The sequence below is a fragment of the Gordonia sp. HS-NH1 genome, assembly GCF_001418765.1.
GTDB lineage: Bacteria > Actinomycetota > Actinomycetes > Mycobacteriales > Mycobacteriaceae > Gordonia.
In genome coordinates this window covers 19866-40467 of record NZ_LIYC01000044.1, presented here as the reverse complement: position 1 = coordinate 40467, position 20602 = coordinate 19866, and the positions used below count along the sequence as shown (strand labels likewise).

General features: G+C 68.5%; 22 protein-coding genes and 1 tRNA gene. 12 read left to right on the top strand and 11 right to left on the bottom strand.

The window, feature by feature from the left end:
• Positions 1-106 precede the first annotated feature (106 nt).
• The gene (locus AMD30_RS21035; RefSeq protein ID WP_156354362.1) at positions 107-424 is read right to left on the bottom strand and encodes a hypothetical protein; all 318 of its coding nucleotides are present in this window, start codon (positions 422-424) and stop codon (positions 107-109) included.
• Between the two features lie 67 nt (positions 425-491).
• Between AMD30_RS21035 and AMD30_RS21030 the strand changes: the two genes are divergently transcribed.
• The 3 genes from AMD30_RS21030 (at position 492) to AMD30_RS21020 (ending at position 3246) form a co-directional block, all read left to right on the top strand.
• Positions 492-1781 (top strand): lipase family protein, encoded by a 1290-nt coding sequence (locus AMD30_RS21030; RefSeq protein ID WP_197282824.1) that lies wholly within the window; start codon positions 492-494, stop codon positions 1779-1781.
• Positions 1782-1845: 64 nt separating this feature from the next.
• On the top strand, positions 1846-2550 hold the full coding sequence (locus AMD30_RS21025) for a hypothetical protein (protein ID WP_055476966.1): 705 nt from the start codon (positions 1846-1848) through the stop codon (positions 2548-2550).
• Positions 2551-2766: 216 nt separating this feature from the next.
• On the top strand, positions 2767-3246 hold the full coding sequence (locus tag AMD30_RS21020) for a Dps family protein (protein ID WP_055476965.1): 480 nt from the start codon (positions 2767-2769) through the stop codon (positions 3244-3246).
• An 83-nt stretch (positions 3247-3329) separates the two neighbouring features.
• On the opposite strand, the gene AMD30_RS21015 is transcribed toward AMD30_RS21020, so the two are convergent.
• A complete protein-coding gene (locus AMD30_RS21015; protein WP_055476964.1) occupies positions 3330-3869 on the bottom strand; it encodes a hypothetical protein in 540 nt (179 codons plus the stop codon).
• Positions 3870-4087: 218 nt separating this feature from the next.
• On the opposite strand from AMD30_RS21015, the gene AMD30_RS21010 reads away from it, so the two are divergent.
• The 3 genes from AMD30_RS21010 (at position 4088) to AMD30_RS21000 (ending at position 8484) form a co-directional block, all read left to right on the top strand.
• Positions 4088-5548 (top strand): hypothetical protein, encoded by a 1461-nt coding sequence (locus AMD30_RS21010; protein WP_231632810.1) that lies wholly within the window; start codon positions 4088-4090, stop codon positions 5546-5548.
• Positions 5549-5665: 117 nt separating this feature from the next.
• Positions 5666-7057 (top strand): DUF2252 domain-containing protein, encoded by a 1392-nt coding sequence (locus AMD30_RS21005; protein WP_197282823.1) that lies wholly within the window; start codon positions 5666-5668, stop codon positions 7055-7057.
• 44 nt (positions 7058-7101) lie between these two features.
• Positions 7102-8484, top strand: coding sequence for a dipeptidase (locus tag AMD30_RS21000; protein ID WP_055476963.1), 1383 nt, complete (start codon positions 7102-7104; stop codon positions 8482-8484).
• A 15-nt stretch (positions 8485-8499) separates the two neighbouring features.
• On the opposite strand, the gene AMD30_RS20995 is transcribed toward AMD30_RS21000, so the two are convergent.
• The gene (locus tag AMD30_RS20995; RefSeq protein ID WP_055476962.1) at positions 8500-9567 is read right to left on the bottom strand and encodes an acyl-CoA dehydrogenase family protein; all 1068 of its coding nucleotides are present in this window, start codon (positions 9565-9567) and stop codon (positions 8500-8502) included.
• Between the two features lie 212 nt (positions 9568-9779).
• On the opposite strand from AMD30_RS20995, the gene AMD30_RS20990 reads away from it, so the two are divergent.
• Positions 9780-10223, top strand: coding sequence for a helix-turn-helix transcriptional regulator (locus tag AMD30_RS20990; protein ID WP_010844118.1), 444 nt, complete (start codon positions 9780-9782; stop codon positions 10221-10223).
• Between the two features lie 64 nt (positions 10224-10287).
• Here the strand turns inward: AMD30_RS20990 and AMD30_RS20985 are convergent, their stop codons facing one another.
• Positions 10288-10902 carry a lipocalin family protein gene (locus tag AMD30_RS20985; protein WP_055476961.1) on the bottom strand — a complete coding sequence of 205 codons (615 nt, stop codon included), beginning with the start codon at positions 10900-10902 and terminating at the stop codon, positions 10288-10290.
• Positions 10903-11052: 150 nt separating this feature from the next.
• Positions 11053-11478, bottom strand: coding sequence for a DUF7144 family membrane protein (locus AMD30_RS20980; protein WP_014925127.1), 426 nt, complete (start codon positions 11476-11478; stop codon positions 11053-11055).
• Positions 11479-11678: 200 nt separating this feature from the next.
• Between AMD30_RS20980 and AMD30_RS20975 the strand changes: the two genes are divergently transcribed.
• Positions 11679-11752 (top strand) — tRNA-Pro (locus tag AMD30_RS20975).
• Between the two features lie 70 nt (positions 11753-11822).
• Here AMD30_RS20975 and AMD30_RS20970 read toward each other — a convergent pair.
• The 4 genes from AMD30_RS20970 to AMD30_RS20955 form a co-directional block, all read right to left on the bottom strand.
• Entirely contained in the window at positions 11823-12017 is a 195-nt protein-coding gene (locus AMD30_RS20970) for a hypothetical protein (RefSeq protein WP_055476960.1), read from the bottom strand.
• Positions 12014-12739: a haloacid dehalogenase type II gene (locus tag AMD30_RS20965; protein ID WP_055476959.1), complete on the bottom strand. Its 726-nt coding sequence runs from the start codon at positions 12737-12739 to the stop codon at positions 12014-12016. Before AMD30_RS20965 ends, AMD30_RS20970 begins: the two co-directional genes overlap by 4 nt.
• Entirely contained in the window at positions 12736-13743 is a 1008-nt protein-coding gene (locus AMD30_RS20960) for a metallophosphoesterase (protein ID WP_055476958.1), read from the bottom strand. Before AMD30_RS20960 ends, AMD30_RS20965 begins: the two co-directional genes overlap by 4 nt.
• An 84-nt stretch (positions 13744-13827) precedes the next feature.
• Positions 13828-16275: a penicillin-binding protein gene (locus AMD30_RS20955; protein ID WP_035718026.1), complete on the bottom strand. Its 2448-nt coding sequence runs from the start codon at positions 16273-16275 to the stop codon at positions 13828-13830.
• A gap of 321 nt (positions 16276-16596) precedes the next feature.
• On the opposite strand from AMD30_RS20955, the gene AMD30_RS20950 reads away from it, so the two are divergent.
• Positions 16597-16905 (top strand): WhiB family transcriptional regulator, encoded by a 309-nt coding sequence (locus AMD30_RS20950; protein WP_004022078.1) that lies wholly within the window; start codon positions 16597-16599, stop codon positions 16903-16905.
• Between the two features lie 33 nt (positions 16906-16938).
• On the opposite strand, the gene AMD30_RS20945 is transcribed toward AMD30_RS20950, so the two are convergent.
• Positions 16939-18033, bottom strand: a complete 1095-nt coding sequence (locus AMD30_RS20945; RefSeq protein ID WP_044505726.1) for an ArsA family ATPase — start codon at positions 18031-18033, stop codon at positions 16939-16941.
• The gene (locus AMD30_RS20940) at positions 18033-19130 is read right to left on the bottom strand and encodes an ArsA family ATPase (RefSeq protein ID WP_055476957.1); all 1098 of its coding nucleotides are present in this window, start codon (positions 19128-19130) and stop codon (positions 18033-18035) included. The genes AMD30_RS20945 and AMD30_RS20940 overlap by 1 nt, the downstream gene beginning before the upstream one ends.
• A gap of 43 nt (positions 19131-19173) precedes the next feature.
• Between AMD30_RS20940 and AMD30_RS25145 the strand changes: the two genes are divergently transcribed.
• Genes AMD30_RS25145 through AMD30_RS20930 form a run of 3 tightly spaced genes read left to right on the top strand, consistent with a single transcriptional unit; the run spans position 19174 to position 20583 of the window.
• Entirely contained in the window at positions 19174-19338 is a 165-nt protein-coding gene (locus AMD30_RS25145; RefSeq protein ID WP_004022081.1) for a DUF4177 domain-containing protein, read from the top strand.
• Positions 19339-19340: 2 nt separating this feature from the next.
• Positions 19341-19814 (top strand): RidA family protein, encoded by a 474-nt coding sequence (locus tag AMD30_RS20935; RefSeq protein WP_055476956.1) that lies wholly within the window; start codon positions 19341-19343, stop codon positions 19812-19814.
• Between the two features lie 7 nt (positions 19815-19821).
• Positions 19822-20583 (top strand): TSUP family transporter, encoded by a 762-nt coding sequence (locus AMD30_RS20930; RefSeq protein WP_010844130.1) that lies wholly within the window; start codon positions 19822-19824, stop codon positions 20581-20583.
• Positions 20584-20602: the final 19 nt, after the last annotated feature.

The following is a 20602-nucleotide window of genomic DNA, read 5'->3' as shown; positions in this document are numbered from 1 at the left end:
ACAGCCCGATATCGTCGTCGAGCAGGTTGTGGAGGGTGGCTTTCAGGGGCGGATTTCTGCGCGGGCTCGGGCGGATGTTGAAGATCGCGCCAGGTCGCTGACCGACTCAGCGGTATCCCGCGGCCGTCGACGGCGCGGACGAACTCGTGGTGTCCGGGTCGGCTTGTCCCACATCGGGATCGCGGTCCGGTGGGGCTGAGGTCGAGGGCGTGGAGGGAGCCGAGGACGTGGCGGCCGACGGGACGGCGGCACGGGCCTGTCGTGCCGCGGTTGCCGCACCTCCCGGAGACGTCACCGTACCCGGGGTGGCGCATGAGGAGGCGAGCACGCTCTTGATGATCCGGTGCGTGAGGGTCGGGGTCGGCGACGTCCAGTTGGTGCCCACGCGGGTGACCACCGACACCGTCGTCGAACTGGGCAGCAAGACGAGCACACCCCCGGGGCGACACCAGTCACCTGACTCAAGTTACTGTGCGGTAGGTTACAGTTCCATGAACGGGAGGTCGGGGAGAATCGTGACTCATCGCAGCACTTCGAGACGGATCGTCGGTATCGCCGGGGCGCTGGTGGCGGCCTGCGCGGCCTCATTGATCCCGGCAGCGGTCGGTGCCGCGGCGGCGGGGAACTTCTACACCCCGCCGGCCCGGTTCGCGGCCGAGCCGGGTTCGGTCATCCGCAGCCAGCCGAGTCCGCTGCTGCTCCAGATCCCCGGAATGACCGGCCAATGGCCGGGGACGGCCCGCACGGTGATGTACACCTCGCGTCTCCAGGACGGGACGCCCACCCCGGTCACCGGCACCGTCGTCGAGCCGACGGCGCCGTGGCGCGGCAAGGGTCCGCGACCGACGCTGGTCGTCGGGTCGGGGACGATCGGTCAGGGCGACCAGTGCGCTCCGTCGAAGCTGATGGGTCTGCCGCTGGCGGTCGACCTCACGAAGCCCAGCATCGGCGTGAACTACACCGCGCCGGAGATGTACTACATGCTCGTCCACGGTGTCCGTGTCTTCATCACCGACTATGTCGGCATGGGTACGCCCGGCGTCCACACCTACGTCAATCGGGCCGAATCCGGACAGGCGATGCTCGACGGTGCGCGGGCCGCGCTCGACGTCTCGGGTGCGCCCGCCGATGCGCCGGTCGGCTTCGCCGGGTACTCGCAGGGTGGGGGAGCCGCGGCGTCGGCCGCCGAACTCGCCGAGACGTATGCGCCCGAACTGAACGTCCGGGCCACCTACGCCGGCGCGCCCCCCGCCGACCTCGAGAAGGTCATCCCGGCCATCGACGGCACCACGATCGCCGGGGCGATCGGTTTCGCCATCAACGGATTGACCGAGCGATACCCGGACGTCGCCGACGTGGTGCGACGCGAGACCAACCCGACCGGCAAGGCCGCTCTGAAGCAGATCTCGACCAGCTGCATCGGCGACATCATCCCGGCGTTCGGTTTCCGCCGCGTCGAGACGTGGACCCGTACCGGGGAGACGCTGTCGGCCCTCATCGCACGGTCCCCGGGTCTGCAGGATGTGGTCCGGGACCAGCGGATCGGGCGCCTCAAGCCGAACGCGCCCGTCTTCGTCGAAGGCGGACTGCACGACGACGTGATCCCGTACGGCCAGGTCGCGCAACTCGCCGCGGACTGGCGGGCACAGGGTGCCGACGTCACCTTCGTCACCGATCCCACCCCGCCCATCGTGACGAAGTCGATCGTCAACCATGTCGTGCCCATGCTCGGCACGTTCGTTCCCGGCATGGAATTCGTCCTGACCGAGTTCCGGAAATAGGCCGGACGGTGCCGCACGCTCGTCGACGCTGGAGGCCCGCCGGGGCGAGTGGCAGGATCGGGGCATGACGGATCCGCAGGACCCGACCGGCGATGCGTCCGGCGACCCAGCCGGCCGTGACCCAGCCGGGCCTGACCCCGACCGTGTCCCGACCCAGGCCGAGCTGGACGCCGAGGACCTGGCCGCCCTCGAACGATCCTCGCGCGATCGGGACCTGGCTGCGCTCTACCCGGCACGGCCGGGTGATCCGGGACCGCCGCCGGACGCGCTCGCGGTGCATGCGCGCCTCGCGTGGTGGGGCGCTGCCGTGATCGGGCTCGTGCTGACGATCTACGGCTTCTTCAACCTGGGGACCATCACCGACGATCTGCGTGGCCGGCTGCTCGAGGGTGTGGTCGCAGATCCGGCGAACTCCGCTCCGGAGAGCGAGGTCGACACACTCGCCGGATTCTTCCCGCCGTTCATGCTGGCGATGATCGTCGTCGTGCTGGCCATCGAGTACGCATGTCTGGTGGCCGCCGCGACCCAGCACAGCCGCCATCTCCGCAACTTCTTCCTGGCAGCCGTCGTCGTGCATCTGCTGTGCATCCCCGTCGGCGTCGACCTTCTGTTCCGGTACCCCGACGTGTCGTCGAGCATGGTCGTCCTCAGCTACGTCCAGTTCGGCCTCCTGGTCGTCGCTGCCCTCTGCACCCTCCGGCGCCCGGTCAACCAGTGGTTGCCGGAGTCGACCCGGATGAAACCCACACGGGCGATGCGCGGACGCTAGTGGCGTGCCGACGTCGCACGCCGGTGTCGTGATCATCACCCCGCGGGCGACGGTGTCGCCGGAATGTTCCGCGGACGGGGTCGGTTGGAACAGGCGATCAGGGGCTACACCGGTTCCGCGGTCACCGCTCACGTGTGATCGCACCGCAGCCCTTGCCGCACAGCGGCAGTCGGATCACGACTGCACGCAGCTATGACAAGAAGGGAGTTCTTGATCATGACCACCACCACCCCGATCACGAGCACACTCACCGACGAGCAGCAGTCCGTCGCCGGAAAGGCGCTGCAGGACACTCTCGTCGACCTCATCGACCTGTCGCTCATCGCGAAGCAGGCGCACTGGAACGTGGTCGGCAAGCAGTTCCGCTCCGTGCATCTCGACCTGGATGAACTGGTCACCGTGTCCAGGGAGTTCACCGACGCGGCCGCCGAACGGGCCACCGCGATCGGCGTGAGCCCCGACGGTCGCGCCGAGACCGTCGCGAAGACCGCCCACACCAAGGGATTCGGTGAGGGATGGACCAAGGACAGCGACGTCGTCGAGGCGATCGTCGCCAATCTGAAGGCAGTGGTCGTCGGTCTCCGCGAACGAATCGGGGTCACCGAGCAGGCCGATCCGGTCACCCAGGATCTGCTGATCTCGTTCGCCTCGAAACTCGAACAACTGCACTGGATGTGGCAGGCGCAGATCGCCTAGCGAGAACGCCTGACCCTCTCACAGCAACGAACCCCCGCCGAGCTCCGGCCCGGCGGGGGTTCGTTGTGTCTCGGATGGCTCGGTCAGTCGACGGACCGCGCGGAGACCCCTGCGTCGGGGTCCGGCACCTCCGACGCCGGACCGTCCGGGTCCGGATCGGTGTCCTCGGTGGCGTAGGAGTCGCTGAAGGACACCCTCGGGGTGGTCGCCGAGTGGTACAGCGCGATTCCCGTGTACACCAGGGTCGCCACGGCGAACATCCCGGTGGCCACGATGGCCGCGACATGCACGACGGTCGCGAAGGCGCCGTCGAGCGGACCCACCGCCAACGCCCCGGCTCCGGCGAGCACCGCGCCGAGCAGCGCCCACGCGGCACTGCGAATCCACGGTGCGACCACCGAGGCGTAGAAGAGCCGTTGGTAGATGGTCAGCGAGAACTCGTCGACCGCGGCCAGCCGTACCTCGTCGTCGCCCGCGAGGTCGCGCAGTTCCCGGGCCAGCTGGGTCTGGCGTTGCAGGGTCGTCGATTCCCGTTCCCGGTATCGCACGAACCCGACGACGCCGAACGCCGTAGCCAAGAGTCCCAACCCGACCATCACACCCCAGTAGTCCACGGCGTTCACGCTACAACTAGAACCTGTTGCAGTCGTGAAGCGGGTCACAGGGTGCCCTCGTCGTGGCCGGTCACGGCCTTGCCCCCGCCGACGGTCGGGCCCGGGGTGCGGGCGCTGCTAGGTTGGGCGACCGTCTGTGCCGGAACGGAGCCGACCGGGAAGAGCCCGGCGCCGCCGGCGCGAGAGGTTCGATGACGAACGGGAGGGATGTGCGGGTGAGGGCTCGGATGATCTGGACGTCGATCCTGTGCGCGGTCGTGGGCCTCGTCGTGAGTGCCTCGGCAACGGGTGTCGGTGCCCATGGGATCGGGCCCTCGGGGAGCGGCGCGTACACGAGCCCGGCTCCGGGTGTCGACGTGCTGTCCGGTCATGCACCGGAGGCGGTCCTGCTCAGTCGCGAGCTGTATGCCCGCTCCGACGAGGCGATCCTGCTGGGTCGCGATGCCCTCGACGACGCCGCCATCCGGACCGCTGCGGCGCGCGTCGCGCAGGACAGGCACGTGCCGGTGCTGGCCGTGACGTCGCAGACGGCGTCGAGCGTCGGTGACGAGCTCCGACGGCTCGGGGTGAACACCCAGGTCCGTCTCGGCCGGGTCGAGGGCGTGTCGGACTCGCGCTCCGCCGCGGATCTCGACGACCTACGCGGAAACGCTCCGAGGTCGGGGCCCGCCCCGCTGGTGATGCTGACCCGCGACGCCCCAGCCGACGCGATCATGACGGCACGGTCGGCGGCCCGGGTCGTCGAGGTGCCCGTACCGGATCCGCGGGCGACCGCCGAATCGGTGGCCACGATCGAGGCGGCGGCGACCGAACGGACCGCCGTGCGGGCGGTCGGACCCGGGTTCGGCTCGGCCGACGAGTTCGCCCGGCGCGCCGAACAAGCCCGCGGCACACCGCAACTGCCCGGCGGCGGGCAGATCGTCTTCCCGGGCAGGCGGATGGTCGCGCTGTACGGATCGCCGGGCGCGCCCGCGCTCGGTCCGCTCGGACGACAGGGCATCGCGGCGTCGATCGACCGGGTGCGCCGCCTCGCCGCCGACTACCAGCGGGTGAGTGCCGAACCGGTGATCCCGGCATTCGAGATCATCGCCTCCGTCGCATCGGCCGAGCCGGGCCCGGGGTCGACGTACACGAACATGATCGATCCGGAGACCCTCCGGCCGTGGGTCGAGGCCGCCGGCCGCGCCGGGGTCTACGTCACCCTCGATCTGCAGCCCGGGCGGATGGATTTCCTGACGCAGGCGCGTCGCTACGCCGACCTGCTGGCGCAACCCCACGTCGGGCTGGCGCTGGACCCCGAGTGGCGACTCGAACCCGATCAGGTCCACCTCACGCAGATCGGTTCGGTCGGCGCCGAGGAGGTCAACCGGACCTCGGAATGGCTCGCCGGACTCGTCCGAAGCCGGCACCTGCCGCAGAAACTGTTCGTCCTGCACCAGTTCGACGCCGGGATGCTCGACGACCGGCCGGCGATCGTCACCGGTCGCGAAGAACTGCAGGTGGTCCTGCACGCCGATGGACACGGCACACCGGACGTGAAGATGGAAACGTGGCGCAGATTGGTCACCGATCTCCCGGCGGGGATGTGGATGGGCTGGAAGAATTTCTACACGGAGGACAAGCCGACGTTCTCGCCCGCGACCACGCTGGCGGTGCGCCCGTCACCGTGGTTCGTGTCGTACCAGTGACTCTGTGACGTCACCGGGCGGCCCGGACCGGACGGACGTCGTTCGCGGCAGTTCTCCCGCGGGCCCCGGTCGGGACCCGGAGAACTGCTACTCCGCCGGTGGCGGGGCCGCACCGATATGAAGGAGCACCCCGTGGCGACACCCTTGTCCACGCTGCCCGCCGCTGCCGAACTCGCCGCGTGCCCCACGCCGACCGAGCGGGCCGACCCGTTGAAGATCCTCGCGGCACAGGCGCAGAACCGTGTCGCCGACCTCATCCCGGTGCGGCACGCGCGGATGTCGGCCACCCCGTTCACCTTCTATCGCGGTGCGGCAGCCGTGATGTCCGACGATCTGTCGCGAACCCCGAACACCGGGATCATCACGCAACTGTGCGGCGACGCGCACCTCAGCAATCTCGGTCTGTTCTTCAGCCCCGAACGTCGGATGGTGTTCGATCTCAACGACTTCGACGAGACCCATGTCGGTCCGTTCGAGTGGGACGTGAAACGTCTCGCGGCGAGCTTCACGATCGCCGGACGCAACAACGGTTTCGACGACGCGACCAACCGCAAGGTCGCCAAGACCGTCGCCAAGGCGTATCGGCGGGCCATCGCTCGCAGCGCCACCCAGACGACGCTCGAGAACTGGTACGCCGGGATCGACGCCGACGCCTTTCTGACGGACTTCGGACCGAAGCTGGACACGTCGATGAGCGAGCGCACGCAGAAGGCGCTCAAGAAGGCCCGGCATCGTGACAGTGCTCAGGCCCTCGCGAAGCTCTGCGTGGTCGATGCCGACGGGTCCGCGCACATCCGCAGCGAACCGCCGCTGCTGGTGCCGCTTCACGAACGGTTTCCGGCCGAGACCGCCGACATCGTCGCCGAGAGGGTCCGGGAGCGGATCGACGCCTACCGCGACACCGTGCCGCTGCACGTGCAGGCCCTCCTCGACCAGTTCGAGATCGTCGACATCGCGTTCAAGGTGGTGGGCGTCGGCAGCGTCGGGACGCGGGCGTGGATCATCCTGCTCACCGGCAAGGAGATGGGTGACCCGCTGTTCCTCCAGGTGAAGGAGGCGCAGCGGTCGGTTCTCGCCGACCATGTGCCCGCGTCGGGGTTCGACAATCAGGGGCAGCGGGTGGTCGAGGGTCAGCGGCTGCTCCAGGCGACCAGCGACCTGTTCCTCGGCTGGTCGACAGGGACCGACGAGAACGGCGAGCGACGCGACTTCTACGTGCGCCAGCTTCGTGACGGCAAGGGCTCGGTCGTCGTCGAGGCCCTGAGCCCGGACGGGATGAAGTTGTACGCGCAGTTGTGCGGACTGGTCCTCGGTCAGGCCCATGCGCGCACCGCGAGTCGCTCGCAGATCGCCCAGTACCTGGAGACGGCGAGGGGTTTCAGCGACGCCATCGCGGAGTTCTCGATCGGTTACGCGGATCTCAACGACTCCGATCATTCGAGGATGATGGAAGCCATCGGCCGGGGTGAGCTCGAGGTGTACGACCTGGCGGCAGAGGGAAAGAGCTGAGCCGGCCGCAACCGCCGGATTCGACGACAGAGGGGAGATCGCCGGTGGAATCGACTGCGCGAGAGACCGAGACAGCACTGCGGGAGCGGGTGGCCGAGCTGATGCCGCAGGCGAGATCGGATCTCGCGGAGATGGTCGGGTTCCGTTCGGTACACGATCCCGACCAGTTCCCGGTCGAGGAGTGCGACGGGATGGTCGACTGGCTGCTGGAAGCGTTCCATGCCGTCGGTGTCGAGGACGTCACCGCACACGTGACCAGCGACGGCAGCAAGGCGATCACCGGGTCCATTCCCGGCCCGGAGGGTGCGCCGACCGTCCTGCTGTACTTTCACCACGACGTGCAGCCACCCCTCGGTGATGACGAATGGGACTCTCCCGTCTGGGAATTGACCGACCGTGACGGGCGCTGGTACGGCCGCGGAGCGGCGGACTGCAAGGGCAACATCGTCGTACACCTCACCGCGCTGCGGGCACTCGCCGGCCGCGCCGGGGTGACCGTGAAGATCATCGGCGAGGGGTCGGAGGAGCAGGGGACCGGTGGCCTCGAGGACTTTGCGGTCCGGAACCCGGAACTGCTTCGCGCCGACGCGATCCTGATCGCGGACTCCGGCAACTTCGCCGTCGGGAAGCCGAGCCTGACGACCACGCTGCGCGGCATCGCGAACATCGTGGTGTCGGTGGAGACCCTCGAGTCGGCCATGCACTCCGGGATGTTCGGCGGTGCCGCCCCGGACGCACTCGCGGCCCTCATCTCGATGCTCGCCACCCTGCGTGACGAGCACGGCAACACCACCGTCAGCGGACTCGACGCCGACGCCCGATGGCGCGGCGTGTCCTATCCGCCCGATCGGTTCCGCAGCGATGCAACGGTTCTCGACGGGGTCGGACTGGTCGGTTCGGGATCGGTCTCGGACATGGTGTGGGCCCGCCCGGCCGCCACGGTGCTCGGCATCGACTGCCCGCCGGTGGTCGGCTCATCGGCGGCGGTGCAGCCGCGGGCGCGGGCGCGGATCAACCTCCGGGTGCCGCCGGGGATGGACCCCGTGCATGCGCAGGACGCGCTCATCGCACACCTTCGCGGCGTCACGCCCTGGAACGCGCGAGTGTCCTTCGAGCGTGAGGCCGTGGGGTCGCCCTTCGTCGGTTCCACCGACGGCCCCGCGTACGACACCTTGACCGACGCGCTGTCGACCGCCTACGGCAGTGAGGTCCTCATCCAGGGACAGGGCGGGTCGATCCCGTTGTGCAACGTCCTAAAGTCGCTGTTCCCCGAGGCCGAGATCATGCTGTTCGGTGTCGAGGAACCGCGGTGTCTGATCCACGCGCCCAACGAGAGCGTCGATCCGTCGGAGATCGAACGGATCGCGCTGGCCGAGGCCATCTTCCTACGCGACTTCGGCGCCCGCGGGGCGGCGGCCCGCAGGTAACACTCAGCGTACGCCTCAGAGGCCGCTGAATCGCTGCGCCAGAGCAGTTTTCAGCTCCGGCCGGCTGGCGGCGACCAGGACGAACGCGGCTTCGCGGAAGAGGCGTTCGGGGTCGGACCCGCGCACGAGTGCGCGCCCCCCGGTGGCTGCCACGAGCGCGGCGGCCGCGTCGAGTGCCAGGCGGGCGGCGTCGGCCCGGGCTGCCAGCAGCGCGGTGGCATCCGCCATCCCCGCGTCGAGTGCGGTCCGGACGATGTCGGCACGCTCACGGAGGGCCCGCGCCTCCCGACTGTGGCCGCCGACATCGAGCAGCGCGGTGCAGCGGCGCACGAGGCCGAACGGGAGCGTGCCGTTGAGCCGGACGCCGACGTTCTGGGTCGCGGAGAACTCCTCGAGACCCAGGCGGGTGACGACGCGATCGGAGGGGACGGTCAGGCCGTCGACGCGCAGCGACACCGTCTGGGTCGCGGCGGCCGCGGACAGGTCGACGGGCGTGGCCCGGACCGCACCGGCCGACGCGCCGTCGAGGAGGTCGGGCATGCGCAGGATCGCGGACACGACGTCATCGGTGGCGGCGTCGCGCGCCGAGATCTGCAGGAGGTCGACCACGCCCCAGCCGCTGACGAACGGTGCATGGCCGGTGAGGATCCAGCCGCCGTCGGTGGCGGTTGCGGTCATTCGCGGCGGCGTGGGCACGACCCCGGCATAGGCGACTCCCGCGCGCAGCCGCCCGGTCACTGTCGCATCGAGCAGTTCCGCGCGCAGGTCGGTGTTCGGGGTCCGGGACAGCGAGAGCACGACGCCGTGATGCTGAATCCAGGTGAAGGCGGTGGCGAGGCAACCGCTGGTCAGCACCTCCAGGATCTCGGTGACCTCGCCGAACTCGAGTCCCTGCCCGCCGGCCTCGACCGGTGCGGCGATGCCGTACAGACCGGCGTCGGCCAGTACCTGCCAATGGGAGTCGGGCACCGAGCCGGTGCGGTCGGTCTCACCGGCCGCCGGGAACAAGACCTCGTCGGCGACCCTGATCGCGGCCGTGCGGAGCTCGGTCCGTCGAGCGGCTGCGGCGTCGTCGGTGGTCACAGATAACACCCTACGACGAGTGTTCCGGCCGGGCCCTGATGTTGGACGCCCGACCAGGTCTCTCGTCGTCGCGTGGCACGGAAATCGTCGTCGCGCAGCACGATCCCGGGACCAGAATCCTTGAAAGTGGGACCAAAGGCCCAAGACCAGGAGGGTGCGCGTCGATAAACTCGGTATCGGGTGGGAGCAGGCTCTCGTGTGGAAGGAACCCAGTGACCGCAATCCTCAATGGTCGGGACATGCAGTCGATACGTGTTGTGCCGGAATCGAATTCGGGTGCTCAACGGTCGGACATGCGGACGAGTGAGCGGTACTTGCGTGCCGCGGTCACCGACCTCATCGAGCGCAATTTCCGTGATCCTGACTTCAGTGTCGAGATCGTCGCCCGGCACCTGCACGTGAGTCGCCGTCACCTCTACCGGGTACTCGCCGGCGGCACCACCTCGCTCGCCGAGATGATCGCCGACCGCCGCCTGGAATGGGCGCAGGGGTTGCTCCTGGGTCCGGGCAACCTGAAACTCGAGGCCATCGCGCACGCATCGGGATTCGCCTCGACGGCCACGATGCGCAATCGCTTCCGGTCGAAGTTCGGGTGCACCCCCGACGAATTCCGCCGCATGGCACCGGTCTCGGGACCGGACGCCGAGGCGAGCTGAAACGACTCCGGCGCAAGCATTTTCATGCCTGCGCCGGAACCTGGTCATCGTCTGACGGTGGCCGTCACACCGTGCACAAGGGCGAGTAGTCGCTGCGCCCGCCGGTGGTCGGGGACACGAGGAAGGTGCACGGGTTGTACCCGACCTTCTCGATCTCTGTGGTCAGGCGACGCAATTCCGAGTTGGGCACCACCTTGTCGCGCGAGAGCAGGAATCCCGATCCGCGGCTGGGGTCACCGACGATCGCGTACTGATAGGGCCCGGTGGGGTCCGCACCGTCTTCGAGGTAGGCGACGATGTAGTTGGGTGCGCTGCCGGGGTTGATGCTCCCCGGGGTCTGCGGGAAACGAACGCTCAGTTGGGCATTCGTCTGGGGGTCGACGACGGTCGCGCGTCCGACGACGCCACCTCGCATGCCGGTCGGGCCGGTGCACTTGTTGTCGACGCCGATGGTCTTGGCGTCGATGTAGGTGTAGGTGGCGCTGGTGTCCCGGGCGCAGGTGACGCCGAAGAACGACGGCACGGTCGCCAGTTGCCACCATGTTCCGAGGTAGCGGTCCACCTCGACCTTCGCCACCGGGGCCAGCGGCGCGGCCTGGGCCGGCCCCGTCCCAGCGGCGAAGCCGACGCTGAGGAGTACGCCGGCGACAAGGGCTGCAAGGGACCGGGTGATGCGCATGGTGTTCCTTTCGTGCGATACGTCGTTCGCGCCGCTCCCTCGGTGGAGCAGCGTCATCAGACGATTCGGACCCGATGCGCGTCGTGGATTGGTCGGTCCCCCGCAGGCCTCGTCTCAGCGACTTTTTGTCACCGACTCAGAGCCGGTCGGTCACAGGTTGTACTCGTTGGTGGGGTTCCACGTGGAGATGGCCCAGATCACGATCAGATCCAGGACGATGATCAGGATCGCCCACGCCGGGTAGTAGGGCAGCCACAGGAACTGCGCGATGATCGACAACGACGCGATGATGATCGCGGAGATGCGCGCCCAGTCAGCGCCCACGGCGAGACCACCGGCGACGAGAATGCCGACGATGCCCAGGATCAGGTGAATCCAGCCCCACGTGGTGAGGTCGAACTCGAAGATGTAGTTGGGACTGGCCACGAACAGATCGTCGTTCGCGATCGCGGAGATGCCCTGGAAGATCGAGACCAGACCGGCTACGAACAGCAGCGCGGCGGCCACGATCGCGATCCCGAAAGCGAAGCCTTGTTTGGCAGACGAGCTGGCCTGCTGGTCAGGGGAAGCGCTCATGGTTTGGCGTGTCCTTTCAGTGGTGGTACGCCGACTCCTGGTCCCGACCGACGGCGCGGCGGCTCTGGTACGGATGGACCACAACAAGAATGAGGTGTGCGACACACTTACGCACAGTGTTTGAGCCACACCGGGCACATCTTTGACCAGGCGATTTAGTACTCGCCCGAAGTGGGGTATAAGCTATCGCAGGCTACACACGGGGTGTGGCGCAGCTTGGTAGCGCGCTTCGTTCGGGACGAAGAGGTCGTGGGTTCGAATCCCGCCACCCCGACGCTTTGGTTGGGAAGCAGTAGAGGCCCTGGCCTGGAGAAATCCGGTCAGGGCTTCCTCGTTTCTGCAGGTCAGTCGAGGTCCTCGTCCGACGAGAGCCGACCGCCGATGTGGGCCAGGATGATCGGGTCGTCGGTGAGGATGCGGTCGACCTCCTCGCCGCCGTCGCATCGCAGCAGACCCACCGTGACCCCGTCCGGTCCGTGGTGGACCACCCGCCACGACGCCCCGGAGTCCTCCCAGCGCAGCAGGTCGTCGAGTGTCATCCGAGAGGTGCGCTCTCGGAGCCGCTCAGCTGCCGCGCGAGATCGAGCAGATCCGTCGCGTGGAAGTCGTTGTCCGGCGAACCGGAATCGTCTTTCTCGTCCCCGCCCCACTCGTCCGGTCGCTCGATGAACGCCGTCCGCAGCCCGAAGGACCGCGCGGCGTCGAGATCGCTCTGGTGGGTCGCCACCATCATCACCTCGGCGGGCTCGGCCTCGAGCAGATCGGCCAGCCCGCAATAGGTCTCGCGCGCCGGTTTGTAGTGCCGCCAGAGGTCGGAGCCGCCGATGACGTCCCAGGGGAATCCGTTGTGGCGGGCCATGTCGGTGAGCAGCGCGACGGTGCCGTTGCTCAGTGCGCAGATGATGTGGTCGCGTTTCAGGTGCCGGAGGCCCTCGGCGGCGTCGGGCCAGCCGGGGATCGTCCGCCAGGCGCGGACGAGAGAGCGTGCCTGCGCGTCGTCGAGCGAGACCCCGTACAGCGCGGCGACGTCGTGCAGCGTCTCGGTCTGCAGATCATCGAGGCGCCGCCACGGTAGTTCGCCGGCCTCGACCCGGGCCAGGATCGGCGAATACCGGCGTCGCCACTCCTTGGCGAATGCCGCGGAGTCGACACCCGGGACGATCGCCCGGACGGCACCGGAGATGCCGGTGAACCAGTCGGTGACCGTCCCGAACGTGTCGAAAGCGAGGACCTTCACACGGGGATGAAGGTCAGCGCTCACATGGTCTCCCGGGCCAGCTGCGGAAGCGACTGGTCGGCGTCGTAGTCGGCGTCACCGTGCGACACCGGGGTGAGGGTGAGCAGGCTGGCCTCCGGGCGGCAACAGAAACGCGCGGGGGCATACGGCGACGTGCCCAGGCCTGCACTCACGTGCAGCTTCATCGACGACCCCCAGTTCGACGGGCCCTTGACCCGGGACCGATCGAGCTGACAGTTCGTCACCAGCGCGCCGAAGAACGGCAGACAGAGCTGCCCGCCGTGCGTGTGGCCCGCCATGACCAGGTCGTAGCCGTCGGCGGCGAACCGGTCGAGGACACGCGGTTCGGGTGAATGGGTGAGCCCGAGCCGCAGGTGAGCCAGCGGATTCGGCCGGCCGGCGACCGTCTCGTACCGGTCCCGTTCGATGTGGGGATCGTCGACGCCGGCCGCGACGACCCGCACCCCGCTGACCTCCAGCTCGCGGACCGTGTGTGTCGCGTCGAGCCACCCGCGCTCGGTGAACGCCGCCCGCAGGTCCTGCCACGGCAGGGGTTCGCCCTGGGTGCGCTGATGGTTCTTCTTGAAGTACTTGAGCGGATTCTTGGGTTTGGGACCGAAGTAGTCGTTGGACCCGAACACGAAGAAACCGGGCCGCGACAGCAGCCCGCCGAGCGCCTGGATCACCGACGGCACGGCCTGCGGGTGTGCGAGGTTGTCGCCGGTGTTGACGACGAGGTCGGGTTCGAGCGCCTCGAGCTCGGCGATCCATGCCTGCTTGAGACGCTGGCCGGGCATCATGTGCAGGTCGCTTATGTGCAGGACCCGCAGCGGCGTGGCGCCGGGTTCGAGTACCGACAGCGTCGTGTGACGCAGCGCGAATGCGTTGCGCTCGATCACCGTCGAGTAGAACAGCCCGGCCGCGGCGAGCCCCGCCACGCCGGCCAGAGCGCGGGCGGGTACCCCGGAACCGGACGTACCGAGGCGGGGGATGCCGAGGCGTGCGAAGTCGAGTTCGGAGTGCTGCATCACCCCAGAATACGCATCCCGTGCGACGGTTCCGTCCCGGTTTCTCCAGCGGCGCGGACGGGTGCGTCGATTCACCGATCGCGGTCAGCCGGGTAGCTGGATCACCACCGGTCCGACGCCGGGCACCACGACCGTGGTCTCGGTGGGACCGCCCTCGTCACCACCGGCGCGGCGGCCGTTGCTGACATAGATGGTCACGGTGCTGCCGGGCATGGCCGAGTCGGACGGAGCGGTGAAGACCACGGTGCCCTGCGGACGCCCGCTGTCGACCTCGAGTTCGCTGACCTTGAATCCGGCGCCCTGCAGACGGGACGTCGCCTCGCTCGCAGGCAGGCCGCTGACCTGCGGGATGCGACCGCGGTCGCTGCCGTTCCAGTACTCACGGTCGATCGGGGGCAGGTTGACGGGACCGAACTTCGTCGCCACCGGTCTGACGGCCTGGAACCAGGTGCGGGCCGGTTCCATGCCGCCGTAGAGGTCGCCGTCGTAGCAGGAGCGCAGCGGGCTGCTGCACACGCCCTGCGGGTTCGGGCCGTCGCTGTAGACGTATGCGGCGCCGGCGATCTGGTTGGTGAAGCCCACGAACGCCGAGGAGCGGTGCGCTTCGGTGGTGCCGGTCTTGCCCGCCATCGGCAGCGTCCAGCCCGCGGATCCGGCCGCACCGGCAGCGGTGCCGGCGCCCACGTCGTCCTTGCTCATCGCGTTGGCGAGGGTGTGCGCCAGACCCTCGTCCACGACCTGCTCGCACGGCGGCGGCGTGAACGGGACGGCCGTCAGGGCGCGCTGCCCGTCGGGCCCCATCACCGGGTTGCCGTACTGGTCTCGATTGATCCGGCTGATGGACTTGATCGGGTTGGGCGGGCACCATGTACCGCCCGACGCGAGGGTGGCTGCGACATTCGCGAGCTCGAGGCCGTTGAGCGGCAGGGGGCCGAGGGTGAAGGAGCCGAAGTTCCCGTCCTTGACGTACTGCGCCATGCTCTTCTCGCCATACCCCGACGAACCGGGGATGGTGTACGAACGCAGGCCTAGGCGGACCGCCATGTCGACCGCCGGCTTGACGCCGACCTGTTGCAGCAGCTTCACGAACGCGGTGTTCGGTGACTGTGCCAGGGCGTTCGTCACCGACATCGAGGCCGGATAGCGGCCGTCGTTCTTGACGCAGTAGGCGTTGGCGGGGCACCCGTTGGTTCCGCCGCTGTTACCCATGCCCTCGACGGCGATGGACCCGGGGACGGGGATGTTGGACCCCGCGCCGAGGCCCTTTTCCATCGCGGCGGCGACGGTGAAGATCTTGAACACCGAGCCGGCGCCGTCACCGACCATGGAGAACGGCTGTGGTTGCATCGTCTCGCCGCGATTGAGGTCGAGCCCGTAGTCGCGGCTCGACGCCATCGACAGCACGTCGTGCGACTTCTTGCCGGGCCGGAGGGTGCTCATCACGTCGGCGACACCGTCGGCGGTCGGGCTCGCCTGAGCCTTCACCGCCCGCACGGTGGAGCGCTGGACCTCGGGGTCGAGCGTGGTCTGGATGATGTAGCCGCCGCGCAGGACCGAGTTGCGGGACATGCCGTTCTCGGCCAGGAACTGCAGCGCGTAGTCACAGAAGAAGCCGTTGTTGTCCGCCGCGATGCATCCCTGCGTCGGGGTCTGCGGGCGCGGGAGCACGCCGAGCGGCTTCTCCTTGGCCGCGACGAGTTCGTCGCGGCGTTCCGGGAAGTTCTCGATCATCGTGTCCAGCACGACGTTCCGGCGGGCGAGGGAGGCCTCCGGGTTGGAGTACGGGTTCAGTGCGGAGCTGGACTGGACCATGCCGGCGAGCAGGGCGGCCTGCTCGACGCGCAGATCTTTGGCGGGGATGCCGAAGTAGGTCTGCGCGGCGGCCTCGATGCCGTAGGCGTTGTTGCCGAAGGGCACGACGTTGAGGTAGCGGGTGACGATCTGCTTCTTCGCCTCCTGCTTGGCGGCGGCGTCGTCGAGTCCCTTGTCGCGCTTGGCCTGATCGATCAGGGTCTGTTCCAGGGTGAGCGCCATGCGCACCTCGCGGAGCTTGCGCGCGGGGGTGGTCTCCACCGCGGCCTGGCGATCGGCCTCGGTCCGGGCGAGCACGAGGAGCTGGTAGTTCTTGATGTACTGCTGGTCGAGCGTCGACGCACCCTGCTGGACCTCGCCCGACGACGAGTTCTTCAGAGCGGCACGGATGGTGCCCTTCCAGTCGACGCCGTCGTGTTCCAGGAACCGCCGGTCCTCGACCGAGATGATCGCCCGGATCATGTCGGGAGAGATGTCGTTGTAGCCCACCTGGTAGCGGTACTGGTCGAACAGCACCGCGATCGGCTTTCCGTCGACGTCGGTCATCGTGGTGACCTCTGGCAACGTGCCGTTGAGTAGTTCAGAGGACACGTTCTCGACTGCGGCCGCCGCTCGGTTGGAGACGACGCCGATTCCGCTGGCCACCGGGTAGAGCAGACCTGCGACGAGAACTCCGGCCAGCAGGCTCGCCCACGCCAGCGACCACAGTTTCTTCGACATCACCCCGACAGGATACGTGCGTTCCCTCTGAACATCGCCCTGCCTCGCCCGCGGCGTCGGTGGAGGGCGGCGGTGGACCGGCCGCCGGGGACTCGGCGCGACCGGCCGCTTCCGCTGGGGGAGGGCCGAGTGCGGACCGTCCGAACGGATGAGTTTGCACGGTTGTCCCACTTTGTTGCTTCCAGGGGTTGCGCCCCCCAGCACAGATCCCTAGATTGAGTGCAGAATGTGACTCACTTAACAGTTCGCTGCAAATGTGGCTTGAGCAGCGAGGGAGAGACGTTCTCGCAGCTACGCAGATACGACAGGTAGGGGTGGCGGATGGCGACAGCGGCAGTTTCCAACGAAGAGGATCGCTTGGCGTGGGTTGCTCAGGCGCGTTGTAGAGGGGGAGACCCCGACGATCTGTTCGTGCGAGGCGCTGCCCAGCGCAAGGCCGCCACGATCTGCCGCCACTGCCCCGTGCAGCTCGAATGCGGTGCCGACGCCCTCGACAACCGTGTCGAGTTCGGCGTCTGGGGCGGACTGACCGAACGTCAGCGCCGCGCCCTCCTCCGCCAGCATCCGGAGGTCACGTCCTGGTCGGCGTTCTTCGCCGCGCAGCGCCGGCGCCACCGCGACGCGGTCTGAAACCCTTTATCCATCGAGCAGCTGAGCGCGAGGTCAGCCCCGGCCGGTGATCTGCTCGGCCACCGCGCGCAGTGCGGTCACGTCCGCCACCTCGAACGGCAACGCCGGCACCCCGACGATCGGTACCCGCGGATGCGAGGCCGTGAACCGTTGCAGCAGATGGAGTTCGCGCTTGCCGGTGGCCGCCCGATCGGCGTGGATCTCGAGGACGCCCCGGGCGAGGTCGTCGGTGACCGACTCGAGGGCGACCAGCGCGGCCTCTTCGTGGATCGACGTCAGGTTCGGATGGGTCCGGTTGAGGATCAGCCCGGCCAGCGGCATCGACTCCTCCGACAGCCGGTCGACGAAGAACGCGGCCTCACGCAGCGCGTCGGCCTCGGCCGCCGCGACCACGGCGAACTGGGTGCCCGGCTGTTTGAGCAGGGCATAGGTCTTCGCGGCACGGTCCTGGAACCCGCCGAACATCGAGTCCAGTGACTGCACGAACATCGCGACGTCGCGGAGCATGTCGCCGCCGATGATCGTCGCCACGCCGCGCATGGCCAGGCTCATCGCGCCGGTGACCATGCGGCCCACCCCGCGGCCGCCGCCGACCAGCACCTTCATGAGGCGGCCGGAGAGGAACGAACCCAGCCGCTGCGGGGCATCGAGGAAGTCGAGCGCATTTCGCGACGGCGGGGTGTCGACGACGATCAGGTCCCAGTGGTCCTGCTCGAGCAGTTTGCCGAGCTTCTCCATCGCCATGTACTCCTGCGTGCCGGAGAACGACGAGGCCACGGTCTGGTAGAAGGCGTTCTCCATGATCGCCTCGGCCCGCTCGGGCGAGGAGTACTCGAGCACCATCTCGTCGAAGGTGCGTCGCATGTCGAGCATCATGGCGTCGAGCGTGCCCGTGCCGTCGATCGCGACCGGCTGCGGATCGTTGGTGAGTTCGGACATCCCCAGGGACTGGGCCAGGCGTTTGGCCGGATCGATGGTCAGCACGGCCACGGTCCGGCCCTGCTCCGCGGCGTACATCGCCATCGCCGCCGCGGTGGTCGTCTTACCGACTCCACCGGCGCCGCAACAGATCACGACGCGGGTCGACGGGTCGGTGAGCACCGAGCCCATCTTGAGGTCGAGTGGCATCATGCACCCGCTTTCTGGAGGAGGTTGGCCAGCTCGTAGATGGAACCCAGGTCGACACCGTCCCCGAGGGACGGCAGTTCGAGCGTCGGTAGTTCCACCTCGTCGAGCTGGGCCTTCGCGATCTGCTGTGCCTGCAGCCGGGTCGCGTGCTCGATGGTCTCGGTGAGCAGGCCGGCCAGATCCCCGTCCGTGAGCTTGAGCCCGGCAGCGGTCAGGCTGTCCTCGACTCGCCCCGCGTCGATCCGGCCCTCGGCGATCTCGTCGATCACCTCGGCGGGTAGGTGCGGGGCGCTCACGCGGTTGATGACGAGGCTGCCCAGATTGAGGTTCTTGCCCCGCAGCTCGTCGATGGCCTCGATGGTCTCCTGGATGGGCATCGCCTCGAGGAGCGTCACGAGGTGGATGATCGTCTCCTCCGAGTGCAGGAGCCGGACGACGCCCTCGCTCTGGTTGCGGATCGGGCCGGTCTTGGCCAGGTCGGCCATCGCCTGCGTGACGTCGAGGAAGTTCCCGATCCGGCCGGTCGGCGGTGCGTCCACGACCACCGCGTCGTACACGCGGTTGCCCTGCTTGTCGGTGTGGATGATCCGCTCTTTGATCTTGCCGGTGAGCAGCACGTCACGAAGCCCGGGAGCGACGGTCGTGACGAAGTCGATGGCGCCGATCCGCTTCATCGCACGGCCCGCGAAGCCGAGGTTGTAGAACATGTCGAGGTACTCGAGCAGGGCGTGCTCGATGTCGATGGCCAGCGCGGACACCTCGCCGCCGCCTTCGGCGGTCGCGATGCGGGTGTCGGTCGGCGGCAACGGGGCGATGTCGAAGACCTGCGCGATGCCTTGTCGCCCCTCGGTCTCGACGAGGAGCACCTTCTTGCCGTCGGCGGCGAGCGCGAGCGCCAGCGCCGCGGCCACGGTGGTCTTGCCCGTACCGCCCTTGCCCGACACGAAATGCAGGCGGGCGCGGGCAGCGGCCTGCGGCCACTCGTTCTCTCCCGCGACGGAAGAGCGGTCTGTCACGCCGTTGCCGGAGGCGTCGTCTGTCACGCCGGATTCGAGCGACTCACCCGACCCGGATCGCGAGCCCTGTTCATTGGCCACCGCAACACCTTATCCATTGACCGTCGCCAGATAGGGTGAGTCCATGAGTGAAGTGACCGCGTGGGAATACGTGACGGTGCCGCTGCTGACGCACGCCACGAAGCAGATCCTCGATCAGTGGGGTGCCGATGGCTGGGAACTGGTTTCGGTTCTGCCCGGTCCGACGGGCGAGCAGCACGTCGCGTACCTGAAGCGACCGAAGGGCTGAACATGGCGACCACGTGGACCGATCGTCTCGCCGAGCTGGGCATCGAGCTCCCGTCCGTGGTGCCGCCGGTGGCCAGCTACACACCGGCCGTGCGCACCGGCGACCTCGTCTACACCTCGGGTCAGTTGCCCATGGTCGCCGGCGAGCTGTCGGCGCGCGGCAAGGTGCACGAGGGTGCCGAGGGTGTCGTTCGTCCGGACGAGGCGACCGCGGCCGCCCGGGTCTGTGCGCTCAACGCCCTCGCCGCGATCGACGCGCTGGTCGGGATCGATGCGATCGTGCGCGTGGTCAAGGTCGTCGGCTTCGTCGCGTCCGCGCCGGGGTTCACCGGCCAGCCGAAGGTGATCAACGGGGCGTCGGACGTCCTCGGTGAGATCTTCGGCGACGCCGGTGTGCATGCCCGCTCCGCTGTCGGCGTCGCCGAGCTCCCGCTGGGCGCGCCGGTCGAGGTGGAACTGATCGTCGAAGTGGCCTGACGTCTCGTTGGACGTCGCGCTGCTGATCGTCGCTGCCGCCGCGGCCGGGTGGGTCGACGCCGTGGTCGGCGGCGGTGGTCTCGTCCTGATCCCGGCGATGCTGATCGTCCAACCGGGGCTGCCCACCGCGACGGCCCTGGGGACCAACAAGCTCGCCGCGGTGTTCGGCACCGCGTCGGCCGCGTGGCGCTACACGCGGCATGTCCGGATCGATCTGCGTCGCCTGATCCCGGTGTTCGTTGCGGCCCTGGTTTTCTCGGCGCTCGGCGCGACGGTGGCCGTCGTTCTGCCCACCGAGATCTTCACGCCGATCGTGCTGGTGATGCTGGTCTGCGTCGGGCTGTTCGTCGCACTCAATCCCGGCTTCGGTGGTGACGCGTCGACGGGACCGCGGTCGCGCGTCTCGACGATTGCCGGCCTCGTGCTGGCCGGTGTCGTCGTCGCCTTCTACGACGGGGTGATGGGACCCGGGACCGGGACGTTCCTGATCATCAGCCTGACCGCCCTGGTCGGGACGAGCTTCCTGGAGAGTTCGGCGATGGCCAAGGTCATCAACACCGGCACGAATCTCGGCGCTCTGGCGGTGTTCGGCTTGCAGGGAAATGTGCTGTGGCTGTTGGGACTGGGGTTGGCCGTCGCCAACGTCGTCGGCGCCCAGATCGGATCCCACATGGCGATCGGGCGGGGGAGCTCGTTCGTGCGCTGGGTCCTGCTCGCGGTGGTGGTGGTCATGGTCGGGAAGCTCGGATACGACCTGATCGCCGGGTGAGCACGCGCCGTCACCCGCC